This window comes from Stenotrophomonas sp. AN71 (assembly GCF_050435725.1).
Taxonomy (GTDB): Bacteria; Pseudomonadota; Gammaproteobacteria; order Xanthomonadales; family Xanthomonadaceae; genus Stenotrophomonas.
In genome coordinates this window covers 91,868-116,832 of the sequence record NZ_JBNDKU010000003.1, presented here as the reverse complement: position 1 = coordinate 116,832, position 24,965 = coordinate 91,868, and the positions used below count along the sequence as shown (strand labels likewise).

Sequence of the window (24,965 nt, the reverse complement as noted above, 5' to 3'; positions counted from 1 at the left end):
TGGCGGCCTTGGTAGAATGCGTCCATGTCCGATGCCTCCACCGCCACCCGCCCGTCGCTGCGCGATCCGCGCAACTGGCCGATGTTCGCCGCCATGTTCGGCGCCTTCGTCATCGCCCGCCTGCCGTGGATGCTGCAGCGCGCACTGGGCCGGGGCGTCGGCTGGGTCACCTGGCGCCTGCTCGGCAGCCGCCGCCGCGCCGCCGAGGTCAACCTGAAGCTGTGCTTCCCCGAGAAGGACGACGCCTGGCGCCAGCGCCTGGTACGCGACAGTTTCGACGCGCTGGGCGTAGGCGTGTTCGAGTGCATCCGCGCCTGGTGGGGCAGCATCGACAGCCTTCGACCGAACGTGCAGATCGAAGGCCTGGAACACCTGCGGCAGATGCAGGCCGAAGGCCGTGGTGTGCTGCTGGTGTCTGGCCACTTCATGACCCTGGAGATGTGCGGCCGTCTGCTGTGCGACTACGTCGACCTGTCCGGCATGTACCGCAGGCACAAGAACCCGGTGTACGAGTGGGCGGTGAAGTTCGGCCGGCTGCGCTACGCCAAGGCGATGTTCGCCAACGAGGACATCCGCGCGACGGTGCGCCACCTGAAGAAGGGCGGCTTCCTCTGGTACGCCCCCGACCAGGACATGCGCGGCAAGGACACCGTGTTCGTACCCTTCTTTGGCCACACCGCCTCGACCATCACCGCCACCCACCAGCTGGCGCGGATGACCGGTTGCGCGGTGATCCCGTACTTCCATCGCCGCGAAGGCGGGAAGTATTTCCTGAAGATCGGCGCGCCGCTGGAAAACTTCCCCAGTGAAGACGTCGAAGCCGATACCACGCGGGTCAACCAGGCCATCGAGGAGATGGTGCGCGAGGCGCCCGACCAGTACCTGTGGATCCATCGCCGCTTCAAGCGCCAGCCCGGTGGGCGGAGTGATTTCTACAAGTGACGAGGGGGCCTGTGGGCTTCATCCACGCATGGCGTGGATCTACTGACCCGGATGCTTCATCCACGCATGGCGTGGATCTACTGACCTGTTCGGGCTTCATCCACGGATGGCGTGGATCTACTGACGCGGAGCACTCTGAAGTAGATCCACGCCATGCGTGGATGCTCTTTGCTCCGCCAACCAGCAACCCCATCCACGCATGGCGTGGATCTACAACGGCCAGCGACACCAGGCGTGGGGGTATTCCCCCAGCATGCCGGCCAGGCCCGCGCGGACCGGATTGGCCAGGATGTACATCGCCTTCTCATGAAGGGATTCATCGCTGCGTACGGCGTGGTCATGGTAACCGTGCTGCCACAGCAGCCCTCGCCGCTCCAATCGCCGGTTCAGCAGCCGGCCGCTGCGTGACTTCAGCAGGGCCATGCACTCGGCCAGGGTTCCCTTGCGCAGTTCCATCAACCAGTGCAGATGATCGGGCATGACCACCCAGGCGAGACTGTGGCTGAAGCCCTTGCACTCCACGAAGCGCAGGGTCTCGACCAGGATCGCCACGCTGGCGTCATCGACGAAGACGGGTTCGCGGCCGTGGATTGCCGTGGTCAGTGAATACACGTTGCCCGACCGGGAAAATCGGCCGTAGCGGAGTCTGGGACTAGCCATGCCTCCAGCGTGCGCGGCCTGCAGGGACACCGGTATTGGGGATAACGCCGTGCTCGGGTCGGGAAAGCTCCATCCACGCATGGCGTGGATCTACTGACGCGGATGCTCCATCCACGCATGGCGTGGATGGCCGATCACACCGACTGTGGCGCGTCGTCCGGGTCGCGGGCCAGCAGGCTGCCGGCGAACAGGGCTGCCAGCAGTACAGTCAGCCCACCCCAGAACGCGGAATAGAACGCCAGGTGCGTGTTGAGCGGGAACACAGTGACCGCCAACGCCAGCATCGCCGGGCGTGCACGCTCGCGGGCCGCAGCGGGGGCGAAGCGCCATGCGCGCCATGCCTGGGCGACGGCCGCCAGCCACAGCAACAGGCCCAGTACGCCGGTTTCGGCAAGGATTTCCAGCACGATCTGGTGGGCATGCAATGCCGGTTGATTGCCCCACACTGCTGGGCCTTCGTCGGTCACGCAGGCCGGGTACGCATCGCGGAAGCCGCGCGCGCCGACACCGTTGAACGGATGCTCCTCGATCATGCACGCGGCCGCTTTCCAGATACGCGCACGCCCTGAAAGTGCCTCGTCCACGCCCTGCCCGTCTTCGTTCCACGCCTGTGCCGTGCGCGCAACACGCTCGCGCAGCTGCGGCACGCCCGCGGTCAGTGCGGCGGTCCCCAATGCCGCCACCAGGGCCAGCAGGAGCAGCCGCTTCCAGCCGAACTGGCGCACGCCGCTGTAGGCCAGCACCAGCGCAAAGGTGATCCACGAGGCACGCGAACCGGCCAACAGCAGCACGCATCCCAGCGCGGCCGCGGCCAGCAACCATCCCACGTGACCGAAACGCCGCGCCATCGGCAACAGCAGGAACGGCGACAGGCTGGCCAGCACCTGGCCGAATTTCAGGTTGCACGGCCCCAGCGCGCCACTGAGGCGGTCGGCCAGCGCGGCTTCATCGGCCGGGCACAGCGCGCGACCGCTCACCGCCAGCTTCAGGTGCTCCAGCGACCAGAACCACGGACTGGTTCCGGCCAGCGCCTGCACCAGCGCATCCAGCGTCCATGCGCCGGTGATCAGCGCCAGGCCCGCGAAGGTCAGCCGCCGCCGCTCCGGCGTGGCCACCGCGATTGCCACCAGCCACATGAAGGGCAGATAGCGCAGGCCGGCAGCGGCCTTGGTCCACGAGGCCGCCGGATCGATGGCATCGAACGCGGAAAACGCCTGCGGCAACCAGTAGCCGAGGAACAGGATCGAAGTCAGTGCCCAGGCCGCCGTGCTCAACAGGTGCGGGCGGCGCTGCAGGCGACGCATGACCATGCGCGCTGCGGCGTACAGCGCGCCCAGGCCCAACACGGTTTCGGCGATGCCCGGCAACGGCCACATCGCCACGTACGCCAGCACCCACCAGGGCGCCCAGCGTCCGGCGCGGTCGTCGCGCACGATGACGGCAGGGTCAGCCGGCGAGGTCGGCATAGAGGCGGAGGGTATCGCGCTGCATGGCCTGCAGGGTAAACGGGATGCGGGTCGGCAAGGACGGCGGCGACGTCAGCAGGGCCAGCGCACGTTCACCCAACGCGCGGGCATCGCCGAGCGGTACCGCGCCACTGGGCTGCAGCTGCTGCAGCAGTTCGCCGACACCGCCGTGGTCCCAGCCCAGTACCGGACGCCCCACCGACAGCGCCTCGACCACCGTGCGGCCGAAGGCTTCTGGCTTGTCCGACAGCTGCAGCACCAGGTCGCTGGCCGCGTAGGCCTGGGCGATACGTGCGGTCGGCGTGCTGATCTGCACGGCATCAGCCACGCCCAACGCCGCTGCCTGCCTGCGCAGATCGGCCACGTAGGCTTCGCGCCCGGGCTCGTCGGTGCCCAGCATCCACAACTGGGCGGGCACGCCGGCGGCGCGCAGGTCGGCCAGCAGTTGCAGCGCATGGGCGTGGCCTTTCAGGCGGGTGCCCCGTCCCGGCAACAGCAGCAACGGGCCTTCGACCTGGGCCAACCACGGATAATCGGCCGCCAGCGCCAGACGCGGGCGACGATCTGCGCGTGCCACACGTGGAAACTGTCCGACATCGACACCACGCGGGATGACCTGCAGCTTCTCTTCGGGCACGGTCGGGTAATGACGCTGCACGTAGCCACTCACGGTGTTGGACACGCAGATCACGCGTTCACCGCTGGTCATCACCGCGCTGTAGCGGCTGGGCGAGTTGAGCCCATGCACGGTGGTCACCCAATGCGGGCGCTGTGCAACGGGCATGGCACGGATCGCGTACAGCCCCAGCCATGCTGGCAGGCGCGAGCGGGCGTGCACGATGTCCGCGCCGACCTCGGTGAACAGTCGGCGCAGGGTCGGCAGGTGGCGCAGCGTCAGCAGCGACTTGCGGCCGATGTCCAGGGTGAGGTGCTCGGCACCGCTGTCCAGCAACGGCTGCACCAGGCGACCACCGGCGGAGACCACCAGCGCACGATGGCCGGCGGCGACCAGCGCCGCAGCGATTTCCAGGGTCGAGCGCTCGACGCCACCGGAGTGCAGCGCCGGCAGCAACTGCACCACGGTCAATCGGCGCATCGACGGGGCCGCCGTTTAGTCGGCCAGCACGAATACGGAACCGCAGTACGGGCACTGCGCTTCGCCGTTGGGCTCGTCTTCGATCGGCAGGTACACGCGCGGATGCGAGTTCCACAGCGCCATTTCCGGGGTCGGGCAGCTCAGCGGCAGATCGCTGCGGTGCACGGTGTAGCGCTTCTCGGCGTTGGCGGGCGCGGTGGCGGTATGGCTCATGGCGGGTGTCGATGAACGGGTTGCGAGGCCTGTGATTCTAGCATCTGGGCCACGCCGACATTGCGCCGCAACCGGCCTTTGCGCGCATCCGGCGAATCCCTGCACCTCCCCGCGGCACGCCGGGCGACGGCACCCGCGGGGTTTCTGCGGTCGTTCCGGCAGGTTCGCGCCTCATATCTGTCCTCATCGATATTTCCCGCATTTGGATCGAACTAAATGGCACTTGTCAGCGCGCGGCGGCTGTTGCAGGATCGGGCCAGGTCGTACCCCGACCCGCCCAATCCAACCCGATCGCATGGCCCGCCCCCACCGGACCGGCATCGCCTCTTCCACTGCCATCCCGGCGGGCGGAGCGATGCTGTCCGTGGTGTCCGCCGATGCGGGTTCTGCCCGCCGCCTGCCCTTCCGGGAGACCCTCGCATGACCCTGTCCGATCCACGCCGCGCCCTGCTTCCGCTCGCCCTGGCCCTGGCCTGTGCGACCACTGCGATGCCGGTGCTGGCGCAGGGGCTGCAGACCTCGTTCGAACCGGGCGAACCTGCCCCGACGCAGGCCGCGGGTGCACTGCAGGTCACGATCGGCAATGGACCGGCCGCGCCCTACACCGCCAAGCGCAACGCCGGCTACAGCGGCCTGCATGCACTGCGCTACAGCAGTGGTGGCGGCAGCGCGAGGCGCGAATTGTTCAAGGCCGACCTGCCCATCGAGGCCGATACCACGCTGTCGTGGCTGGTGCTGCCGGAGATCGTCGGCAAGGACACCGTGGCCTCGACCTATGTCTCGCTGGATCTGCTGCTGGACGATGGCAGCCGGATTTCGGCCGGCGCCGCGCGCGACCAGCACGGCGTGGCCATCGGCGCACGCGCGCAGGGCGACTCGAAGACGTTGTATCCACAGCAGTGGGCGCGCAAGGCGGTACGCCTGGGCGATGTGCCCGCATTGAAGGGCCGTCGCGTGGTAGCGATCGAACTGGAAGTCGCCAGTGCCGACGGTGCGCCGGTATCCGGCTGGATCGACGATGTGCGCTTGGACGCTGCGCCGCGCCACGCGCCGCAGCGTGTCTCGGACTGGGTGCTGACTACCCGCGGCACCCAGGCCAACGGCACCTTCTCGCGCGGCAACAATTTCCCGGCCACGGCCGTGCCGCACGGCTTCAACTTCTGGACCCCGGTGACCGATGCCGGTGCGCTCAACTGGCTGTACCGCTGGAACGAGCAGAACGACGCACAGAACCGCCCGCAGCTGCAGGCGCTGGCCCTGAGCCACCAGCCCAGCCCGTGGATGGGCGACCGCCAGACCTTCCAGGTGATGCCCTCGGCCAACCGCGGCGTACCGGACGCAGACCGCCGCAAGCGTGCGCTGTCGTTCGACCGCAATCATGAAAGCGCGCGTCCCTATCGCTACGACGTGCGCTTCGACAACGGGATCGCCGCCGCGATCGCACCGACCGACCACGCCGCGGTGTTCCGCTTCGATTTCCCCGACGGCGGCGATGCCAACCTGCTGTTCGACAATGTCGACGCGCGCGGCGGACTGACCCTGGACGCGGCCACGCAGACGCTGTCCGGCTACACCGATACACGCAGCGGCCTGTCCAACGGCGCCAGCCGCATGTACGTGGTGGCCAGTTTCGACAGGCCTTGGCGCAGCAGCGGGCGCCTCGACACCGGCCGCCCCACTGGCTACATCAAGTTCGACCCGGACAGCGAGCGCCGGGTGACCATGCGCATCGCCACCTCGCTGATCTCGGCGGAGCAGGCGCGGCACAACCTCGCACTGGAAATCGCCGCCGCCGATACGCTGGAGAGTGTGGCCGGCCGCGCGCAGGACGCATGGGATGCCCGTCTGGCCCGCTTCGACATCGGCGATGCCAGCGACGACCAGAAGACCACGCTGTACTCCAGCCTGTACCGGCTGTACCTGTATCCCAATTCCGGCCACGAGAATGCCGGCAGCGCGGCGGCGCCCGACTGGCGCTACGCCAACCAGGCCAGCGCCAGCGATGACAACACCGAGGGCAGCGCGAGCCGCAGCTACACCGGCGTGCGCGACGGCAAGGTGTTCGTCAACAACGGCTTCTGGGACACCTTCCGCACCACCTGGCCGGCCTATGCCTTGTTCACGCCCGACGATGCCGGCCAGATGGTGCAAGGCTTCATCGAGCAGTACCGCGCCGGTGGCTGGATCGCGCGCTGGTCGTCGCCGGGCTACGCCGATCTGATGGTCGGCACCAGCTCGGATGTGGCCTTCGCCGATGCGTGGCTGAAGGGCATCGGCGGCTTCGATCCGGCCGAGGCCTACGCCGCGGCGCTGAAGAACGCCACCGTGGTCCCGCCCGATCGCCATGTCGGCCGCAAGGGCATGGACCGATCGACCTTCCGTGGCTACGCCAGCGCGGACGTGCACGAAGGGATGTCGTGGACGATGGAAGGCGCACTCAACGATTTCGGCATCGCCAACATGGCCGACGCCCTGGCCACCCGCGCGACCACGCCGGCCGCACGCGAGCGCTACCGCACCGAGGCCGATTACTTCCGCTATCGTGCGGCGAGCTACGCGACGATGTTCGATCCGGCCGCCGGTTTCTTCCAGGGCCGCAACGCCGATGGCAGCTGGCGCGTGGACAGCACGCGCTACGACCCGCGCGTGTGGGGTCACGACTACACCGAATCCAATGGCTGGACCTTCGCCTTTACCGCCGCCCACGATGGCGAAGGCCTGGCCGCGCTGTACGGTGGCCGCGACAAGCTTGCCGCCAAGCTGGATACCTTCTTCGCCACCCCGGAAACTGCCGACGCCGCGTTCGCCGGCTCCTACGGCGGCACCATCCATGAGATGACCGAAGCACGCGACGTGCGCATGGGCATGTACGCACACAGCAACCAGCCGGCTCACCACATCCCGTGGATGTACCTGTACGCCGGGCAGCCGTGGAAGACCCAGCAGCACGTACGCGAGATCCTGTCGCGGCTGTATGTCGGCAGCGAGATCGGCCAGGGCTATCCGGGCGACGAGGACAACGGCGAGACCTCGGCGTGGTACGTGCTGGCCTCGCTGGGCCTGTACCCGCTGCGCATGGGCGCCCCGGAGTACGTGATCGGTTCGCCGGCATTCCGCCACGCGCGGGTGGAACTGCAGGGGGGTGCGGTGCTGACCGTCAACGCAGCGAACAATTCGCGCGAGAACGTCTACGTGCAGTCGCTGAAGATCAACGGCAAGCCCTGGACGAAGACCTGGGTGCCGCACGAGCTGATCGCCAGGGGCGCGACGCTGGACTTCGAGATGGGGCCACAGCCGTCGCGCTGGGGCAGCGGCGTGGACGACGTGCCGCGCTCGTTGACCACGCATGGCCAGCGCCCGCAGCTGCTGCACGACCTGCTCGGCAGCGGCGCGAAAGCGACGCTGGCCGATGGCCGCGCCCTGCCCGCGCTGGTCGATGACGATGCGGCTACCACCGTAGGCCTGGGCGGCGGCGCCACCATCGCGCTGACCGGCCTGACCGACGGCGCGCCGACGATGTATACGCTGACCAGCGGCGACGGCCGCATCCAGGGCGGCGAATGGACGCTGGAGGCGCGCAATGGCGCCGCCAGCTGGACCGTGCTCGACCAGCGCAGTGGTGAAGCCTTCGAATCTGCCCGCCAGACCCGTCCGTTCCGCATCGCCAGGCCTGGTCGCTACAGCGAGTACCGCCTGCGTCTGGCCGCGCCGGGCCGCCTGCCGCTGGCGGAGATCGAACTGTTGGCACCCAGCGCCGTACAATGAGCCGTATGCGCTACCGTCTGCTGCCTCTGGCCCTTGTCTCCCTGTCCTTCTCCAGCTTCGGCCAGACCCAGGCGTTCGATACGCAGCTGACCCGCGACGGCGTGACGCTGAACTACCAGGACGCCCGTGGCGCCCTGGCCGCACCGCAGCGCAAGCGGCTGATCGATACGTTCTACTTCGCCTATCTGCGCGAACGTGCGGACTTCCACCCGGCCGCGCCGTCGATGGTGCGCATCGTGATCGATCCGGCCTACACCGGCATCGCCTTCGTCGGCGACAAGGACCAGGCGGCAACGATCACCATCAACCCCGGCTGGTTGGCGCAGCACCCGAACGACATCGACCTGGTCACCCATGAAGCCATGCACATCGTGCAGGGTTATCCCGGTTACGGCGACGCACGGGTGCCGGGCTGGCTGGTGGAAGGCATCGCCGACTACGCGCGCGACCGCTACGGCATGGACAATGCCGCCGCCGGCTGGGCACTGCCAGGCAAGGTCGAGAAGGGCCAGAACGTCGAAAGCGGCTATCGGGTGACCGGTGCGTTCCTGAAATGGGCCGACGCCGAACACCCTGGCCTGGTGCTGGCACTGGACAAGGCCCTGCGCGAGGGGCGCTATGTACCGGCGTTGTGGCAGAAGCACACCGGCAAGGCACTGCCGGCGCTGTGGGCGCAGTACGCCAAGCCGCGGTCTGACGCACCGCCGCCTGCCCCGGCACGCCGCGGCAAGCGGCACTGACCACACGCACGGCCACCGCCGGGCATGGCCCGGCGCTACCACGTCATTGCCTCAGCGCGACTGCACGAACCCGGCGTACAGCGCGAACAGCTGCTGGAAGTACCGCCGCGTCACTCGATTGCGCATGACACCCTCGCCAATGAAAAGTTGGTCGGGCCCAGGGTGGGAAGGCCGGTCCGGTCCCTCCCCACGGCCGGGCCGCGTGGACGTATTGGGCCGCAATGAGGTTGCAGCGCGATTACCGGGCGGCGTAGTGGGTGTGGCAGGCACACCTGCAGGTAGAGCCGGCCGCTGGCCGGCTGTCGCGGCGTACCTGGACATGATTGCGGTTGCCGGCCAGCGGCCGGCACTACCGTTTCCGCGGGGCGGAAACAGAAACGCGCCCCGTGGGGCGCGTTTCCGTAGCTGTCGCGGCAAAGAAGGCTTATGCCTTCTTTTCCGCTTCCAGCTGCTTGCGGATCTGCGCATCCACCGCCGCGATGGCGGTCATGTTCAGGATCCGGCGCGAGGTCGCACTGGTGGTCAGGATGTGCACCGGCTTGTTCACGCCCATCAGGATCGGGCCGATCGCCACACCGTCGGTGAACACACGCACCAGGTTGTAGGCGATGTTGGCCGCTTCCAGGTTCGGCAGCACGAACAGGTTGGCACGGCCCTGCAGGGTCGAGCCCGGCAGCAGCTTCTGGCGCAGCGCTTCATCCCACGCAGTGTCACCCTGCATTTCGCCGTCCACGTTCAGACGCGGGTTGCGCTTGAGCAGCAGCTCGCGCACCTGGCGCATCTTCAGTGCGTCCTTGGAATCATGGCTGCCGAAGTTGGAGTGCGAGAGCAGCGCCACATTCGGCTCGATGCCGAACAGCTTCATGCGGTAGGCCGCCTGCAGGGTCGCTTCGCACAGTTGCTCGGCAGTCGGGTCTTCCTGCACGTGGGTATCGACGAAGAAGAACACGCCCTGCTGGTTGATCACGCCGGTCATCGCCGAGGTCGAGGTGACCTTCGGCTCCAGCGGCAGCACGCTGCGCACGTAGCCCAGCTTCTTGTGGAAGCGGCCCACGATGCCGGTCAGCATCGCATCGGCCTCGCCACGGGCCACCATCACCGCCGCGATCAGGGTCGGGCGCGAACGCATCAGGTTCTTCGCCGCCGCCACGGTCACGCCACGGCGGCCGGTCAGGCCGTGGTAGTACTGCCAGTACTCGTTGAAGCGCGGATCGTCGTTGATGTTGGTGACTTCAACGTTCTCGCCGATCTTCAGGCGCAGGCCGAGACGCTCGATGCGCGACTCGATCACTTCCGGGCGGCCGATCAGGATCGGGTGTGCCAGGCCGTCATCGACCACGTTCTGCACCGCCTGCAGCACCACTTCCTCTTCGCCTTCGGCGTACACCACGCGCTGCTTGTCGCTGCGCGCGCGGTCGTAGACCGGCTTCATCATCAGGCTGGTGCGGTAGACGAACTGGGCCAGTTTGTCGCGGTAGGCGCCCATGTCGGCGATCGGGCGCGAGGCCACGCCCGAGTCCATCGCGGCCTGGGCCACGGCAGCCGACAGCTCCACCAGCAGGCGGCGGTCGAACGGACGCGGGATCAGGTATTCACGACCGAAGCTCGGGGTATCACCGCCATAGGCCGAACCCATGTCGGTGGCAGCACGACGGGCCAGCGCGGCGATGGCGCGCACGCAGGCGATCTTCATTTCCTCGTTGATCGCGGTGGCGCCCACGTCCAGCGCACCGCGGAACAGGTACGGGAAGCACAGCACGTTGTTGACCTGGTTCGGGTAGTCCGAACGGCCGGTGCCGATGATCGCGTCCGGGCGCGCGGCGCGCACCAGCTCCGGCATGATCTCCGGGGTCGGGTTGGCCAGGGCGAAGATCACCGGATCCGGTGCCATGGTCTTGACCATGTCGGCAGTCAGGATGCCCGGTGCCGACAGGCCCAGGAAGATATCCGCGCCGTCGACGATCTCGGCCAGGCTGCGCTTGTCGGTGTCGCGCGCATAGCGCTGCTTTTCCGGGTCCAGGTCGGTACGGCCGGTGTGGATCACACCTTCACGGTCGAAGGCCAGGATGTTCTCCGGCTTCAGGCCCAGCTGCACCAGCATGTTCACGCAGGAAATGCCGGCCGCGCCCATGCCCGTGGTCGCCAGCTTCACTTCCTCGATCTTCTTGCCGGTGATCGCCATGGCATTGAGCACCGCCGCGCCGACGATGATCGCCGTGCCGTGCTGGTCGTCATGGAACACCGGGATCTTCATGCGCTCGCGCAGCTTGCGCTCGACCACGAAGCATTCCGGCGCCTTGATGTCTTCCAGGTTGATGCCGCCGAAGGTCGGCTCCAGCGAGGCGATGATGTCGACCAGCTTGTCCGGGTCGGTCTCGTCGACTTCGATGTCGAACACATCGATGCCGGCGAACTTCTGGAACAGCACGCCCTTGCCTTCCATCACCGGCTTGCCGGCCAGCGCGCCGATGTTGCCCAGGCCCAGCACGGCGGTGCCGTTGGAGATCACGGCAACCAGGTTGCCGCGCGCGGTCAGCTCGCTGGCCTGCTGCGGATCGGCCTTGATCGCTTCACAGGCGTACGCCACGCCCGGCGAATACGCCAGCGACAGGTCGCGCTGGGTCAGCATGGGCTTGGTAGCGGAAACCTTGATCTTGCCGGGCGGAGACATCCGGTGGTAATCGAGGGCGGCCTGTTTGAAATCTTCGTTGGACATCGATGTGGGTTACATGAATGGGCAGAAGGGACAGGGGATGATACCCCCGTTGGAGCGTCTGGACCTGTCGCTATCCTGTCGCAGGCATGCTGCGACCGCACAATTCCGTGCCGTATGCGAGGGTACCGCGACACCAGCTTCGGCGTCGCCCATGACAGCCATGGGACGCCCTGAAACGCCGCGGGGCCGAACCACTGTCGTGACCGGCCCCGCGGTACCACACACCTGGCTCAGCCCTTGGCCGGCAACGCGTCGGGCAAGGCATCAACCGGCGGCGGCAGCTCGCTTTCGCGGCCATCCAGCGCCAGCTGCAGGCGGTTGCGATCCAGCGCGCCTTCCCAGCGCGAGACCACCACGGTGGCCACCGCATTGCCGATGAAGTTGGTCAGCGAGCGGCATTCGCTCATGAAACGGTCCACGCCCAGGATCAGCGCCATGCCGGCCACCGGCACTTCCGGCACCACGGCCAGGGTGGCGGCCAGGGTGATGAAGCCGGCACCGGTGACGCCGGCCGCGCCCTTGGAGCTGAGCATGGCGACCAGCAGCAGGGCGATCTGGTGGCCCAGGGTCAGTTCGGTATTGGTGGCCTGGGCGATGAACAGTGCGGCCAGGGTCATGTAGATGTTGGTGCCGTCCAGGTTGAACGAATAGCCGGTCGGGACCACCAGACCCACCACCGACTTGCTGCAGCCGGCACGTTCCATCTTCTCCATCAGCGACGGCAGCGCCGACTCCGAGGAGGAGGTACCCAGCACCAGCAGCAGTTCGGCCTTCAGGTAGCGTGCCAGCTTGAATACCGAGAAGCCGCACAGGCGGCAGACCACGCCCAGGATCACCGCCACGAACAGGAACGCGGTGAGGTAGAACGAACCCACCAGCCACGCCAGATTGATCAGCGAACCGACGCCGTACTTGCCGATGGTGAAGGCGATCGCACCGAACGCACCGATCGGGGCGGCCTTCATCAGGATGTGCACCAGCTTGAACACCGGAGCGACCAGCGCTTCCAGGAAGTTCAGCACCGGCTTGCCCTTCTCGCCCACCATCGCCAGCGCGATGCCGAACAGCACGGCCACGAACAGCACCTGCAGGATGTTGCCGTCGACGAAGGCGCTGAGCAGCGTCTTCGGAATGATGTCCATCAGGAAGCCGACCAGGGTCAGGTCATGCGACTTCTCGACGTAGCTGTGCACCGCGGCCTGGTCCAGCTCGGCCGGGTTGATGTTCATGCCGGCGCCGGGCTGCACCACGTGCGCCACGATCATGCCGACGATCAGCGCCAGCGTGGAGAAGAACAGGAAGTACGCCATCGCCTTGGCAAACACGCGGCCCACCGTGCGCAGGTGGGTCATGCTGGCGATGCCGGTGACGATGGTCAGGAAGATCACCGGCGCGATGATCATCTTCACCAGGTTGATGAAGGCATCGCCGAGCGGCTTCATCTTCTCGCCGATCAACGGTTCGTAATGGCCGAGGATGGCACCCAGGACGATCGCCACGATCACCTGGAAGTACAGCTGGCGATAGATCGGCAACGGCTTTGCAGGCGCCGAGGCTGCGGTCGGGATGTGCATGGCGGACTCCGGAAGGGGCGTTTTCAGGCACGTACGGCCCCGGGACTGCACGGGAACCGTTACCGTGGAAACTGCTCGCAGGCCCTGCGTGGCACGTGCAGAGGGTGCGACCAATGGACGCCTTTGTACGCGCCGGGCACGCCGACGCAGATAACCTATTGGTACTAGCCCCCCGGTTCAGGCAGCGGCGATGCCTACACTGGCGCCGCACCGCCCGATCCTGGGGAGGCCGGTGGCCCGCGCTGAACGGCCGGGCACGTCTTTGCAAAAGTTCTGGCCCTTGCGGCCGTTGTTGTCCTGTCCACATGCAATCTGAGAGAGCCGCACCCAACATGCGCCCGAATCCCACCTTGCTGGCCCTGTCCCTGGCCGCCCTTCCCGCCTTCGCTTCGGCTGCGGATTTCGACAACTGGCCGACCAAGTACACCTTCGGCGATGGCACCGAGCTGGCGGCCACCGCCAACATCGCCTACGACTACAACGATTTTTCCTCGGCCAGTGGCCTTGAGGACGACGACGCCGTGCGCCGCAAGGAGTTCGGTGCGACGCTGAAGAAGAAGGGCGTCTTTGACGCGATGGTCTACTACGACTTCCAGGCCGACACCTGGCTGGACGTGTTCGTTCGCTTCGAGAGCAAGGCCTTCCTCGGCCGTGACGTCGGCCGCTTCCGCTTCGGCTACATGAAGACCCCGGTCGGCCTGGATGCCAATACCTCCTCGCGTGCCGGTACGTTCCTGGAAACCGCGCTGCCCGTGCAGGCCTTCTATGAAGGTCGCCGCACCGGCGTGGAATGGGTGCTCGAACGCCCGCAGTACCTGCTGCAGGCCGGCGCCTATGGCGGCAAGGACCTGCAGGGTGACAACCCGGGCACCACCCAGGCCGTGCGCGCGGTGTGGACGCCGGTGAAGGCACCGGGTGATGTGATCCACCTCGGCGTGGCCTATTCGCAGGAAAATCCGCGCGGCTACAGCGATGGCCGCGACGTGCACCACGAGGCGAGCGCACGTCTGCGCGCACGCCCGGAAGCTGGCCTGACCGATATCCGCTACGTCGATTCCGGTGCCCTGGTCACCGCTGACCAGATCCGTCGCACCGGCCTGGAAGGCATCTGGATCCGCGGCCCGTTCTCGCTGCAGGCCGAAGCCCTGCAGGCCACCGTCACCCGCAAGGGCCTGCCGGACTACACCGGCAGCGGCCAGTACGCGATGGCCAGCTGGGTGTTGACCGGCGAATCGCGCCCGTACAACGCTGGCGCGGTGGCCAACATCAAGCCGGCACACGACTACGGTGCGGTGGAACTGGTGGCCCGTTACAGCCGCCTGGATCTGGACGACGGCAGCATCCTCGGCGGCCGCCAGCATGACCTGACGCTGGGCGCCAACTGGTACCTGACCAGCCACTTCAAGTTCCAGGCCAACTACGTGAAGGTCGACGCCAGCCGTCGTGGCGTGCACAGCACGCCGGAGATCTTCGAACTGCGCGCGCAGATGCACTTCTGACCCCTTCCACGTCAGACCCCGGCGGGCGTGCACGCCACGCCCGCCGGCCCTGCGTAGACTGCCGCCATGTATTGGCTCAGCCGCCACCGGATGCTGTTGCTCACCCTGCTGGTGATGGTCGGCGGCACCGTGCTGTGCGCCATCGCGGCAGGCCACTACGCGTGGCGGCAGGCACTGGCCAGCGAAAGCAGCCAGGTGCAGCGCCAGCTGCAGCTGTACGGCCAGGGGCTGCAGCAGCGCATCGACCGCTTTGGAACATTGCCGCAGGTTCTCGCGCTTGATCCGGACCTGCTGCAGGCGCTGCGGGTCGCGCCCTCGCCCGCCGAGCGGCAACGGCTGAACCTCAAGCTGCAACGTGCCAACCAGGTCACCCGTGCGTCCACCCTGACCCTGGTCGGCCACGATGGCGTGGCGGTGGCCGCCAGCAACTGGGATCAGCCCACCAGCAACGTCGGCGAGAACTACAGCTACCGCCCTTACTACCGCCAGGCATTGGCGCAGGGCCGTGGCCGCTTCTACGGCATCGGCATGACCACCGGCGTGCCCGGCTACTACCTCTCGCAGGCGATCGAGGAAGACGGCAGGCGGCTGGGTGTGGTGGTGATCAAGGTCGAACTGTCCGCACTGGAACAGGAGTGGCTGAGCAGCCCGGATGTGGTGCTCGCCAGTGACGACCATGACGTGGTATTCCTGGCCAACCGTGATGCCTGGCGCTATCGCCTGCTGCGTCCGCTGGGCGACGCCGAGCGCCGCGAAATGCTCGACAGCCGCCAATACGCCGACCGCTCGCTGCAACCACTTCGCGCACGTACCGAAGATGTACTGGCCGACGGCGGGCGCATGGTCCGCCTGCTCGATCCCGCGTTGCCGCAGCCGATGCTGTGGCAGACCCTGCCGCTGCCCGTGGAAGGCTGGAACCTGCACCTGCTGCACGATGCCGGCGCCGCCAACGGCGCGGGGCGCGACGCCGCGTTGGCCGGTGGCGCGGCGTGGCTGGCAGTGGGGTTCCTGGTACTGTTCGTGCAGCAGCGCCGGCGCCTGGCCAAGCATCGCCTGCGCAGCCGACGCGAACTGGAGACCCTGCTCAAGCAGCATGCACAGGAACTGCGCACTGCGCAGGATGGCCTGCTGCAAGCGGCCACCGACGCCGACAGCGGCCTCAGCCGCAGCCTGGCGCACCTGCCACAGGGTGTGGTGGTGATCGACAAGGAGCTGCGTCTGGTCGCATGGAATGCGCGCTATCTGGAACTGTTCCGGTTTCCGGCAGACCTGGTGCGGGTCGGCCGTCCGATCGAAGAACTGTTCCGCTTCAACGCACGCCGCGGCCTGCTCGGCCCCGGGCCTGTGGACGACGCCATCGAACGTCGCCTCAACCATCTGCGCAGCGGCCGCCCGCACATGCGCGAGAGCGAGAAGGACGACGGCACGGTGCTGGAGATCCGCGGCAATCCACTGCCGGACGGCGGCTTCGTCACTAGCTACGCCGACATCACCAGCTACAAGAACGCCGCGCGCGAGCTGCGCTCGTTGGCCGACGCGCTGGAGCATCGCATTGCCGAGCGTACCCGCGATCTGGACGAGGCACGCCGCGAGGCCGAACAGGCCAACCGCTACAAGACCCGCTTCGTCGCTTCGGCGGTGCACGACCTGTTGCAGCCGTTGAACGCGGCGCGCATGTTCGTCTCGGTGCTGCGCGGCAAGCTGAGCGATCCCGCACAGCAGCAGACCAGCGACCACATCGATGCCGCACTGGCGGCACAGGATGCGATTCTCAACAGCCTGCTGGATATCTCGCGGCTGGAATCAGGATCGTTGCAGATCCGCGTGCGCACGTTCGCACTTTCTCCACTGCTGGAGACCCTGGCGCGCGAGTTCGGCATCGCCGCCCAGAGCCGTGGCCTGCAGCTTGACTGGGTGGATACCCGCGCGGTGGTGGTCAGCGACGAAGCCCTGCTGCGGCGCATCCTGCAGAATTTCCTGTCCAACGCGTTGCGCTACACCCCACGTGGGCGCGTGCTGATCGGCTGCCGGCGTGCAGGCGACCAGCTGCGCATCGAGGTACATGACCAGGGCCCCGGCATTCCGGAAAGCCTGCAGGGCGAGATCTTCGAAGAGTTCCGTCGCCTGAACGATGGCGTGGAGCAGGAACGTGGCGCCGGCCTGGGCCTGGCCATCGTCGAACGCATCGGCCGCCTGCTTGGCCACCGTATCAGCCTGCGCTCAACACTGGGCAAGGGCAGCGTGTTCGCCGTGAGCGTGGCACTTGGGCGCGCCGACGATGTGATCGTACCCGCCGCAGCGCCGGTCGTCGCAAGCGAACCCTCCGACGACAGCCCACTGCGGAAATGCCGGGTGTGGAGCATCGACGATGACCCCCACGTCTGTGCGGCGACCCGTGCGCTGCTGGAACGCTGGGGTTGCCAGGTCGAACTTGCCGATGGCCCGCAGGGTGCACTGGAAATCGCCAGTGCATTGAACGTACCGCAGTTGCTGCTGCTGGACGTGCGCATGGGGCAATGGCACGGACCGGACCTGTATGAGGCGCTGTGCACGCTGTGGAAGGCGCGGCCCCCGGTGATCCTGGTGACCGCCGAGCGTGATGAGGCGCTGAAGGCGCATGCCGCCGAGAACGGCTGGGGCTTCCTGCTCAAGCCCGTGCGGCCGCCCGCGCTGCGGGCATTGATGACGCAGTTGCTGTTGCGGCATCGGGGGTAGAGTCGAGCTTGCTCGACTGCAACGGTCGGGAAATCCAGCCAAGCATGGGCTCGGCGCTACAGGAGGGTCAGATCCCGCCTGCGTCGCCTTCCGGTTCCAGTGCCTTCACCAGCACCGCCGCCTGTGTGCGGCTATGGCATTCGAGCTTCTTCAGGATCGCAGTGACGTGCACCTTCACCGTGTTCTCGGCCAGGCCCAGCTCGTAGGCGATCTGCTTGTTGAGCAGGCCATCGGCCAGGCACAGCAGCACGCGGAACTGCTGCGGGGTCAGCTGGGCCAGGCGGCTGGCCAGCAGTGCGTCCGCCTCCGAGCGCTCGGCCGCCATCGCCGGGAACCACAGGCCGCCATCGAGTACTGCCTGCACGGCTTCGCCGATGGTCTCGGCCGGGGCCGACTTCGGGATGAAACCGGCCGCGCCGAACTGTTGGGCGCGGCGGATCACCCGCGGGTGGTCGTTGGACGAGAGGATCACCACCGGGATGTCCGGATGCGAGCCGCGCACATGCAGCAGTGCGGAGAAACCGTGTGCGCCAGGCATGGTCAGGTCGAGCAGCACCAGGTCCACATCCGGGTGTGCATCCAGTGCTTCGGCCAGCGCCTCGGCACTGGCCACCTCGCGCACCTGCGCCAACGGCAGGCTCTGCCGCAAGGACTGCACCACCGCCGAACGCAGCAGCGGATGGTCATCGGCGATCAGGATGGTGTATTCGCTCATGCCGCCATTGTACGGGCAGCAAACCGCGTCCGCCGGGCATGGCCCGGCGCTAGCAGGACATCAGCGTCCTGCCGGCTCCACGCTGCTGCGCCAGGCATCGAGGAACTGGCGGCGCTTGAGCGCATCCAGGTACACCAGCAGGCCCGGGCCCAGCTGGATCGGGCGGCGGCTGCGGCCGGGGGTATCCCCGCCGCGCGCGTTGCCGGTCACGATCGGCATCAGCCGTGCCTCGCGTGACAGCACCTGCTGGCCACGTGGCGACAGCAGGTAGTCGAGGAAGCGCCGCGCCTCCTCCGGATGCAGACCCGTGCGCGGGATCACCGCCGTGCGCAGCACCACCAGCGTGTAGTCCTCGGGTTCAACGATGGCCAGCGGTGCGCCGGCGTCGATGCGCGCCTGCGCGTAGGAACCGAGCACGTTGTAGACCAGCGACAGCTGGCCGCTTGCGACCTTGTCCAGCAGCACGCCGGTACGTTCCTCGCGCACCACGTCGTTGTCACCGAGTGCCCCGAGCAGCGCCCCGGCGATGCTGCCCCGCTGTGCGTCCTGGGTCGCCAGCAGGTAGCCGACGCTGCTGCGCTCGATGTCATAGGTGCCGACCTTTCCGCGCAGCGGTGCACCGTCCGCCCGCAGCCGGTCCAGCAGCTGGCGACGCGTATGCGGCACCTTCGCCGCCGGTAGCGTGCGGGTGTTGTAGACCATCACCACCGGCTCGTAGCTGATGCCGAACGCTTCGTTGCGCCACTGCGCCCAGGCCGGCAACGCAGCGGTCTGCGCCGAACGATGCGGCAATGCGTGGCCGTCGTTGACCAGTTTGGTCTGCAGGTCCATGCCACTGGAGATCAGCAGGTCCGGCGAAGCGGGCCCCGCGCGGTCATGCAGGTAACGTGCGTACAGGTCCTGGGTGATGATGTCTTCATACACCACTTCAGTGCCCGGGTGCAGGCGCTGGTAATCGGCGATGACCACCGCGAACACTTCGATGTCGGTGGTGCCGTGGATGCGCAGCTGGGCGGTGGTTTTTCCCTGCGCCGGGAAACGGCGCACGTCGCCGGGCGCGGCCAGCACCGGCAGCGCCAACAGCAGGGCGACGACGGCAGCGAACAGGCGGATCATGAACTGCTCCGGGGCAGGCGGATGGTGGCGATCAGCCCGCCCTGCGGGCGGTTGCTGAGATCGATGCGGCCACCATGACTGTCGACCACGCGCTTGACGATGGCCAGGCCGAGCCCGGCGCCGCCGGAAGGCGCGCCTTCGCCACGCGCAAAGCGCTCGAATACGCGTTCGGCATCGACAGGCGCGATGCCGGCACCATGGTCGGCGATGGTCAGCACCGCCTGCCCGCCCTCCACCGTCAGCGCGATCTGCAGTGGACCGTCGCCACCGTACTTCAGTGCGTTGTCGACCAGGTTCTTGATCGCCTCCCGCAGCAGCAGCGCATCACCATGCACCTGCACCGGCTCGGTGGTCATCGCCAGCTGTACGCGCGGTGCCGGGCCGGCCTGCGGCAAGGCTTCATGCAGGGCCTGGTGCACGGTCTCGGCCAGGTCCACCGCAGCAAAGCGCTGCAGGTGCGAACGATGGATCACACTGGCATCGCTGAGCAGCTGGTTGAGCAGCCGGCTCATATGGGTGGCATTGCGCTCGATCGCCTGCAGGCTTCGCCGCATGTCCTCTGGATCATCGTCGTCCAATGCCAGCTGCGCCTGAGCACGCAGCGCGGCCAGGGGTGTGCGCATCTGGTGCGCAGCCTCGGCCATGAACGCACGCAACGTCTCGTTGCTGCTGGACAGCCGCTCCATGAAACGGTTCAGCGCGGCCACCATCTGGTCCATCTCACGCGGCACGCGCGCGTCCAGCGGCTTCAGGTCGGACGGCTCGCGCCGCGACAGCTCGCGTTCCACCCGCACCAACGGGCGAAACGCGCGATGCACGCCAAAGGCCACCAGTGCCAGCAGCAGGCCGGACAGCACGCCGATCGCCAGCAGCGCACGGTTGACCATGTCCTGCGCGACGGCTTCACGCGCACGCCGGGTCTGGCCGACCTGGACCTGCACCTCGCCCTGCGCCGACGCAGCGGCGAAGCTGCGGCCCACCACCACGAAACGCACGGTCTCACCGCTGTAGCTGGCATCGAACAGCTGCGGCTGCGTGCCGGGCCGACGCGGTGGCGTTGGCAGGTCGCCATAGCCAGTGATCAGGTTTCCGCGGCTGTCAGCCACGCGGTAGAACACGCGGTCTTCCGGCGCCATCGCCAGCAGGTCGAGCGCGGCATACGGCAGATCAACCTGCCACTGGCCATCGACCAGGGCCACCGAATCAGCAATGGACAGCGCCGAGGACACCAGCAGGTGATCGTACGAGCGGTTGGCGGCGCGCTGGCCGTAATCGCGCGCGGCGAACAGCAGCGCCACTGCGAACACCGCCAGCAGACCACCGAGGTAGAGCAGCAGCGTGCGCCGCAGCGAGCCCGGCGCGGCATGCGCAGCGCGCACGTCAGCCATCGGCGTCGGCGCCGCCATCGCTGCCTTCCAGCAGATAGCCCACGCCACGCACCGTGGTGATGCGCAGTGGTGCACCGGCCAGCTTCTTCCTCAGGCGACCGATGTAAAGCTCGATGGCATTCGGACCCGCTTCGTCGTCGAAGCCGAACAGGCCGTTGCCGATCTCGTCCTTGCCCACCACCTGGCCCAGGCGGCCGACCAGAATCTCCAGCAGACGGTACTCGCGGTTGGGCAGCTCGATCGGCTCGCCGTCGAGCGTGACCCGGTGCGCCGCATTGTCGAACTGGAAACCACCGACCTGCACCACTTCGCTGGCCTGGCCACGGCCACGCCGCAGCAGTACGCGGCAGCGCGCCTCGAACTCGCGGAAATCGAACGGCTTGCCCAGGTAGTCGTCAGCACCGACATCCAGTGCCTGCACGCGGTCTTCAATGCCATCGCGCGCGGTCAGCATCAGCACCGGTGTGCTGTCACCGCGCTCGCGCATGCCAGCCAGCACACGCAGGCCATCGAGCTTGGGCAGGCCGATATCCAGCACCACCAGGTCGAAGCTCTGGTAGCGCAGCACGCTGGCGGCGGCCAGGCCGTCGGCCTGCCAGTCGACGGCATGCCCGCTGCGGCGCATGCGGCGGATGATCGCATCGGCCAGATCCGGATTGTCTTCGACCAGCAGCAGGCGCATGGGGACAACGGTGGGAAGGGAAGCGAATGCTACCGCATGGCGCAGGGTCCGCCCGCCGGGCATGGCCCGGCGCTACCGGATAGCGCGCAGGGGTAGCGCCGGGCCATGCCCGGCGGCGATTTACGCTGCACCGCACAAACCGTTGACAGGACGATGACAGCTTGCCCGACCCAGACTGCGGCCGCGCACCGTCCGGTGCCCACGATTGCCGCGCGCCTGGCGCGCACCTGGGAGGGTTTGTGGAATTCACGTTTGCCTGGCGGCGTCCTGCCGCCATGATGGCGCTGGCTGCCCTGTCGGCGCCGGCCTTCGCCGCTGAAGATGACCGTCCGGTCACCGCCGCCCTGGGCGGTCGCCTGCACCTGGACTTCGCCACCTTCGACAACGACAACCGTGGTACGCCGAACAAGGACGACACCGAAATCCGCCGTGCGTGGGTTGACGTGTCCGGCAAGTTCTTCGTGGTCGACTACAAGCTGGAGGCCGATTTTTCCGGCGACCGCGTCGAGGCCAAGGACGTGTATCTGGCGCGCAGCTTCGGCAAGGCCGGCAAGCTCACCGTCGGCCAGTTCAAGCAGTACTTCTCGCTGGACGACCGCACCAGCTCCAACTACGGCAGCTTCCTGGAGCGCGGCAATGCCGGCACCACGCTGGCGCCGCTGTATCGGCTGGGTGCGTCGTGGCAGGCCAATCCGGGGGACTTCACCTGGGCGGCCAGCGTCTACAGCCTGGAAAGCATCGATGCCTGGCAGGTGAAGGGCCGCGCCGCCGGCGGCCGGGTCACCTGGGCGCCCTCGCCCAGCGACGGCGACGTGCTGCACCTGGGACTGTCGCTGGCCCGCGAGGCCTATGACAATCCGGGCGCGAACGGCGTGCCCGGCCTGAGGATTCGCCCGCGCCCGGCCGGCCATCTGTCCGATGAAAGCCGCCTGACCCTGGTCGACTTCTCGGCCGGCCGAGACACCGACGTCAACAAGTGGTCGCTGGAGTACGCGCAGGTGCGCGGCCCGCTGTCGTGGCAGGGCGAATTCAGTGGCGCCACCTTCGATGATGGTGCCCAGCGCGGTGACGTGATGGCGGCCTACGGCATGCTCAGCTGGTTCGTCACCGGCGAGAGCCGCGCCTATGACCGCAAGACCGGCCGCTTTGCCCGGGTCAAGGACATCCGCCACAAGGCCGGTGCCTTTGAAGTGGCGCTGCGCTACGACCAGATGTGGGGCGCGCAGCATCTGGATGGTGCGCCGGACCTGCGCCGCGGCAGCACCGAGGCCTGGACGCTGGGCGGCAACTGGTACCTGCGCGACAACCTGCGCTTCATGCTCAACGTGATCGAAAGCCGCAACCGCGACCGCCTGGCCGGAATCACGGTGGACCGCACGCGTGCGGTCACCGGCCGCCTGCAGTACGACTTCTAAGCCCACTCTCCCGGGCGTGCCGCCCGGGCCCCTTCCACTCCCCCACGTCCCGTATTCGCAAGGAGTCCGCAGATGATGCTGAGCATCCTCGGCTTTGGCATGGTCATTACGTTCATGTACTTGATCATGAGCAAGCGGCTGTCGCCGCTGGTGGCCCTGATCACCATTCCCATCCTGTTCGCACTGATCGGCGGCTTCGGCGCCGGCATCGACGAGATGATGCTGGAAGGCATCAAGAAGATCGCGCCGACCGGCGTGATGCTGATGTTCGCCATCCTCTACTTCGGCGTGATGATCGATGCCGGCCTGTTCGATCCGCTGGTGCGGGTGATCCTGCGCTTCGTCAAGGGCGATCCGATGAAGATCGTGCTCGGCACCGCCGTGCTGGCGATGCTGATCTCGCTCGACGGGGATGGCTCGACCACCTACATGATCACCGTCTCGGCGATGCTGCCGCTGTACCAGCGGCTGGGCATGAACGCGCTGAACATGACCTGCGTGACCATCCTGGCCGGTGGCGTGATGAACCTGACCCCGTGGGGCGGCCCGACCGCGCGCGCGGCCACCGCGCTGCACGTGGACCCGGCCGATGTATTCGTGCCGCTGATCCCGTCGATGGTGATCGCCTGCGCCGGCGTGCTGTTGCTGGCCTGGTACCTGGGCCTGAAGGAACGCCGCCGGCTGGGCGTGGTGACCCTGCCCAGGGGCGGCAGCTGGATGGACACCAGCGTGTCCGACGACAGCAACGCGCTGCCGACCGTGGAAGATGCCGAGGACATCAAGCGCCCGAAGCTGCTGTGGGTGAACCTGGCCCTGACCGTGGCGCTGATGACCGCGCTGATCATCGGCGTGCTGCCGATGCCGGTGCTGTTCATGGTCGGCTTCGCCATCGCGCTGGTGATCAACTACCCGAACCTAGCCGAACAGCGCCGCCGTGTGGTCAACCACGCCGGCAACGTGCTGTCGGTGGTGTCGCTGATCTTCGCTGCAGGCATCTTCACCGGCATCCTCAACAACACCGGCATGGTCGAGGCGATGTCGCATGCCTTCCTGGCGGTGATTCCGGAATCGTGGGGCCCATACCTGGCGGTGATCACCGCGGTGGCGTCGATGCCGTTCACCTTCTTCATGTCCAACGACGCGTTCTACTTCGGCGTGCTGCCGATCCTGTCCGAGGCCGCCAGCAACTACGGCATCACCCCGGTGGAAATGGCCCGCGCCTCGCTGGCCGGCCAGCCGGTGCACCTGCTCAGCCCGCTGGTGCCGTCCACCTACCTGCTGGTGGGCCTGGCCAAGGTCGAATTCGCCGACCACCAGAAGTTCACCCTGAAGTGGGCCATCGCCATCTCGATGCTGCTGATGATCGGCAGCCTGCTGTTCGGCCTGTACCCGCTCGCCGCCTGACCCCTTACCAAGGAGCCTTCTGCAATGACGCTTCGAATCGCTTACGTCACCAGTGGAATGGGCAGTGTCGGCACTGCCATCTGCCAGAGCCTGGCCCGCAGCGGCCACACCGTGGTCGCCGGGTGCGCGCCGAACTCACCGCGCAAGGCCAACTGGCTGCGCGAGCAGCGCGACCAGGGCTTCGACTTCATCGCCTCCGAAGGCAACGCCACCGACTGGGCCTCGACCAGCGCCGCGTTCGCCAAGGTGCGCGCCGATGTCGGCGAAGTGGACGTGCTGGTCAACAACTCCGGCGGCAGCCGCGACCTGCTGTTCCGTCAGATGACGGTCGAAGACTGGAACGCAGTGATCGCCTCCAACCTCAATTCGCTGTTCAACCTGACCAAGCAGGTGGTCGATGGCATGGCTACGCGTGGCTGGGGTCGCATCATCAACATCGGCTCGGTCAGCGCCCACAAGGGCCAGATCGGCCAGGTGAACTACGCCACCGCCAAGGCCGCGATGCACGGCTTCAGCCGCGCGCTGGCCGCCGAAGTGGCCTCGCGCGGGGTTACCGTCAACACGCTGTCACCGGGCTACATCGCCAGCCAGGCAATCAGCAGCTTCCCGCCGGATGTGCTGGACCGGCTGGCCGCCTCGGTGCCGGTGCGCCGCCTGGGACGCCCCGAGGAAGTAGCCGGCCTGTGCGCCTGGCTGGCCTCGGACGAAGCCTCGTACGTGACCGGTGCCGACTATCCGGTCAATGGTGGCCTGTACATGGGTTGAGCCCTCCTCCACGCAGCGCGTGGACCGCCTCCCCCACGGAGTGCGCGGGGCCGGTGAACCTTCGCTTGCGAGGGGGATCCGGCCCCTTTTTCAT

The 24,965-nt window shown here is 67.4% G+C and carries 18 protein-coding genes; 8 read left to right on the top strand and 10 right to left on the bottom strand.

The features are described from left to right. The first annotated feature begins 24 nt into the window (after positions 1-24). On the top strand, positions 25-942 hold the full coding sequence (locus ABH900_RS06505; RefSeq protein ID WP_429622081.1) for an LpxL/LpxP family Kdo(2)-lipid IV(A) lauroyl/palmitoleoyl acyltransferase: 918 nt from the start codon (positions 25-27) through the stop codon (positions 940-942). Positions 943-1,152: 210 nt separating this feature from the next. On the opposite strand, the gene ABH900_RS06500 is transcribed toward ABH900_RS06505, so the two are convergent. From ABH900_RS06500 to ABH900_RS06485, 4 genes are all read right to left on the bottom strand, one after another. Next, positions 1,153-1,602 carry an REP-associated tyrosine transposase gene (locus ABH900_RS06500; protein ID WP_429622342.1) on the bottom strand — a complete coding sequence of 150 codons (450 nt, stop codon included), beginning with the start codon at positions 1,600-1,602 and terminating at the stop codon, positions 1,153-1,155. A gap of 134 nt (positions 1,603-1,736) precedes the next feature. Then, positions 1,737-3,068, bottom strand: coding sequence for an O-antigen ligase family protein (locus ABH900_RS06495; protein ID WP_429622080.1), 1,332 nt, complete (start codon positions 3,066-3,068; stop codon positions 1,737-1,739). Next, positions 3,049-4,164 (bottom strand): glycosyltransferase, encoded by a 1,116-nt coding sequence (locus ABH900_RS06490; protein ID WP_429622079.1) that lies wholly within the window; start codon positions 4,162-4,164, stop codon positions 3,049-3,051. Before ABH900_RS06490 ends, ABH900_RS06495 begins: the two co-directional genes overlap by 20 nt. A gap of 15 nt (positions 4,165-4,179) precedes the next feature. Beyond that, the gene (locus ABH900_RS06485) at positions 4,180-4,377 is read right to left on the bottom strand and encodes a zinc-finger domain-containing protein (RefSeq protein WP_005410967.1); all 198 of its coding nucleotides are present in this window, start codon (positions 4,375-4,377) and stop codon (positions 4,180-4,182) included. A 420-nt stretch (positions 4,378-4,797) separates the two neighbouring features. On the opposite strand from ABH900_RS06485, the gene ABH900_RS06480 reads away from it, so the two are divergent. Continuing rightward, positions 4,798-8,142, top strand: coding sequence for a GH92 family glycosyl hydrolase (locus ABH900_RS06480; protein WP_429622078.1), 3,345 nt, complete (start codon positions 4,798-4,800; stop codon positions 8,140-8,142). Next, positions 8,139-8,882 carry a basic secretory protein-like protein gene (locus tag ABH900_RS06475; RefSeq protein ID WP_429622077.1) on the top strand — a complete coding sequence of 248 codons (744 nt, stop codon included), beginning with the start codon at positions 8,139-8,141 and terminating at the stop codon, positions 8,880-8,882. Before ABH900_RS06480 ends, ABH900_RS06475 begins: the two co-directional genes overlap by 4 nt. A gap of 424 nt (positions 8,883-9,306) precedes the next feature. On the opposite strand, the gene ABH900_RS06470 is transcribed toward ABH900_RS06475, so the two are convergent. Further along, positions 9,307-11,598, bottom strand: coding sequence for an NADP-dependent malic enzyme (locus tag ABH900_RS06470; RefSeq protein ID WP_429622076.1), 2,292 nt, complete (start codon positions 11,596-11,598; stop codon positions 9,307-9,309). A gap of 230 nt (positions 11,599-11,828) precedes the next feature. Then, positions 11,829-13,172, bottom strand: coding sequence for a dicarboxylate/amino acid:cation symporter (locus tag ABH900_RS06465; protein ID WP_429622075.1), 1,344 nt, complete (start codon positions 13,170-13,172; stop codon positions 11,829-11,831). Between the two features lie 332 nt (positions 13,173-13,504). On the opposite strand from ABH900_RS06465, the gene ABH900_RS06460 reads away from it, so the two are divergent. Both ABH900_RS06460 and ABH900_RS06455 read left to right on the top strand, forming a co-directional pair. Continuing rightward, entirely contained in the window at positions 13,505-14,671 is a 1,167-nt protein-coding gene (locus ABH900_RS06460; protein ID WP_429622074.1) for an OprO/OprP family phosphate-selective porin, read from the top strand. Between the two features lie 66 nt (positions 14,672-14,737). Next, on the top strand, positions 14,738-17,386 hold the full coding sequence (locus ABH900_RS06455) for a hybrid sensor histidine kinase/response regulator (protein ID WP_429622073.1): 2,649 nt from the start codon (positions 14,738-14,740) through the stop codon (positions 17,384-17,386). Between the two features lie 67 nt (positions 17,387-17,453). Here ABH900_RS06455 and ABH900_RS06450 read toward each other — a convergent pair whose 3' ends face one another. The 4 genes from ABH900_RS06450 to ABH900_RS06435 are packed head-to-tail and all read right to left on the bottom strand — an operon-like array spanning position 17,454 to position 21,287. Further along, a complete protein-coding gene (locus tag ABH900_RS06450) occupies positions 17,454-18,101 on the bottom strand; it encodes a response regulator (protein WP_429622072.1) in 648 nt (215 codons plus the stop codon). 60 nt (positions 18,102-18,161) lie between these two features. Further along, positions 18,162-19,217, bottom strand: coding sequence for an ABC transporter substrate-binding protein (locus ABH900_RS06445; protein ID WP_429622071.1), 1,056 nt, complete (start codon positions 19,215-19,217; stop codon positions 18,162-18,164). Next, positions 19,214-20,605: a sensor histidine kinase N-terminal domain-containing protein gene (locus ABH900_RS06440; RefSeq protein ID WP_429622341.1), complete on the bottom strand. Its 1,392-nt coding sequence runs from the start codon at positions 20,603-20,605 to the stop codon at positions 19,214-19,216. The genes ABH900_RS06445 and ABH900_RS06440 overlap by 4 nt, the downstream gene beginning before the upstream one ends. Further along, the gene (locus tag ABH900_RS06435; RefSeq protein ID WP_429622070.1) at positions 20,598-21,287 is read right to left on the bottom strand and encodes a response regulator; all 690 of its coding nucleotides are present in this window, start codon (positions 21,285-21,287) and stop codon (positions 20,598-20,600) included. Before ABH900_RS06435 ends, ABH900_RS06440 begins: the two co-directional genes overlap by 8 nt. Before the next feature lie 275 nt (positions 21,288-21,562). Here ABH900_RS06435 and ABH900_RS06430 point away from each other — a divergent pair, with 275 nt between their 5' ends. From ABH900_RS06430 to phbB, 3 genes are all read left to right on the top strand, one after another. Then, positions 21,563-22,702 (top strand): OprO/OprP family phosphate-selective porin, encoded by a 1,140-nt coding sequence (locus ABH900_RS06430; protein ID WP_429622340.1) that lies wholly within the window; start codon positions 21,563-21,565, stop codon positions 22,700-22,702. 75 nt (positions 22,703-22,777) lie between these two features. Next, positions 22,778-24,106 (top strand): CitMHS family transporter, encoded by a 1,329-nt coding sequence (locus ABH900_RS06425; protein ID WP_429622339.1) that lies wholly within the window; start codon positions 22,778-22,780, stop codon positions 24,104-24,106. 24 nt (positions 24,107-24,130) lie between these two features. Beyond that, on the top strand, positions 24,131-24,871 hold the full coding sequence (gene phbB, locus ABH900_RS06420) for an acetoacetyl-CoA reductase (RefSeq protein ID WP_429622069.1): 741 nt from the start codon (positions 24,131-24,133) through the stop codon (positions 24,869-24,871). Positions 24,872-24,965: the final 94 nt, after the last annotated feature.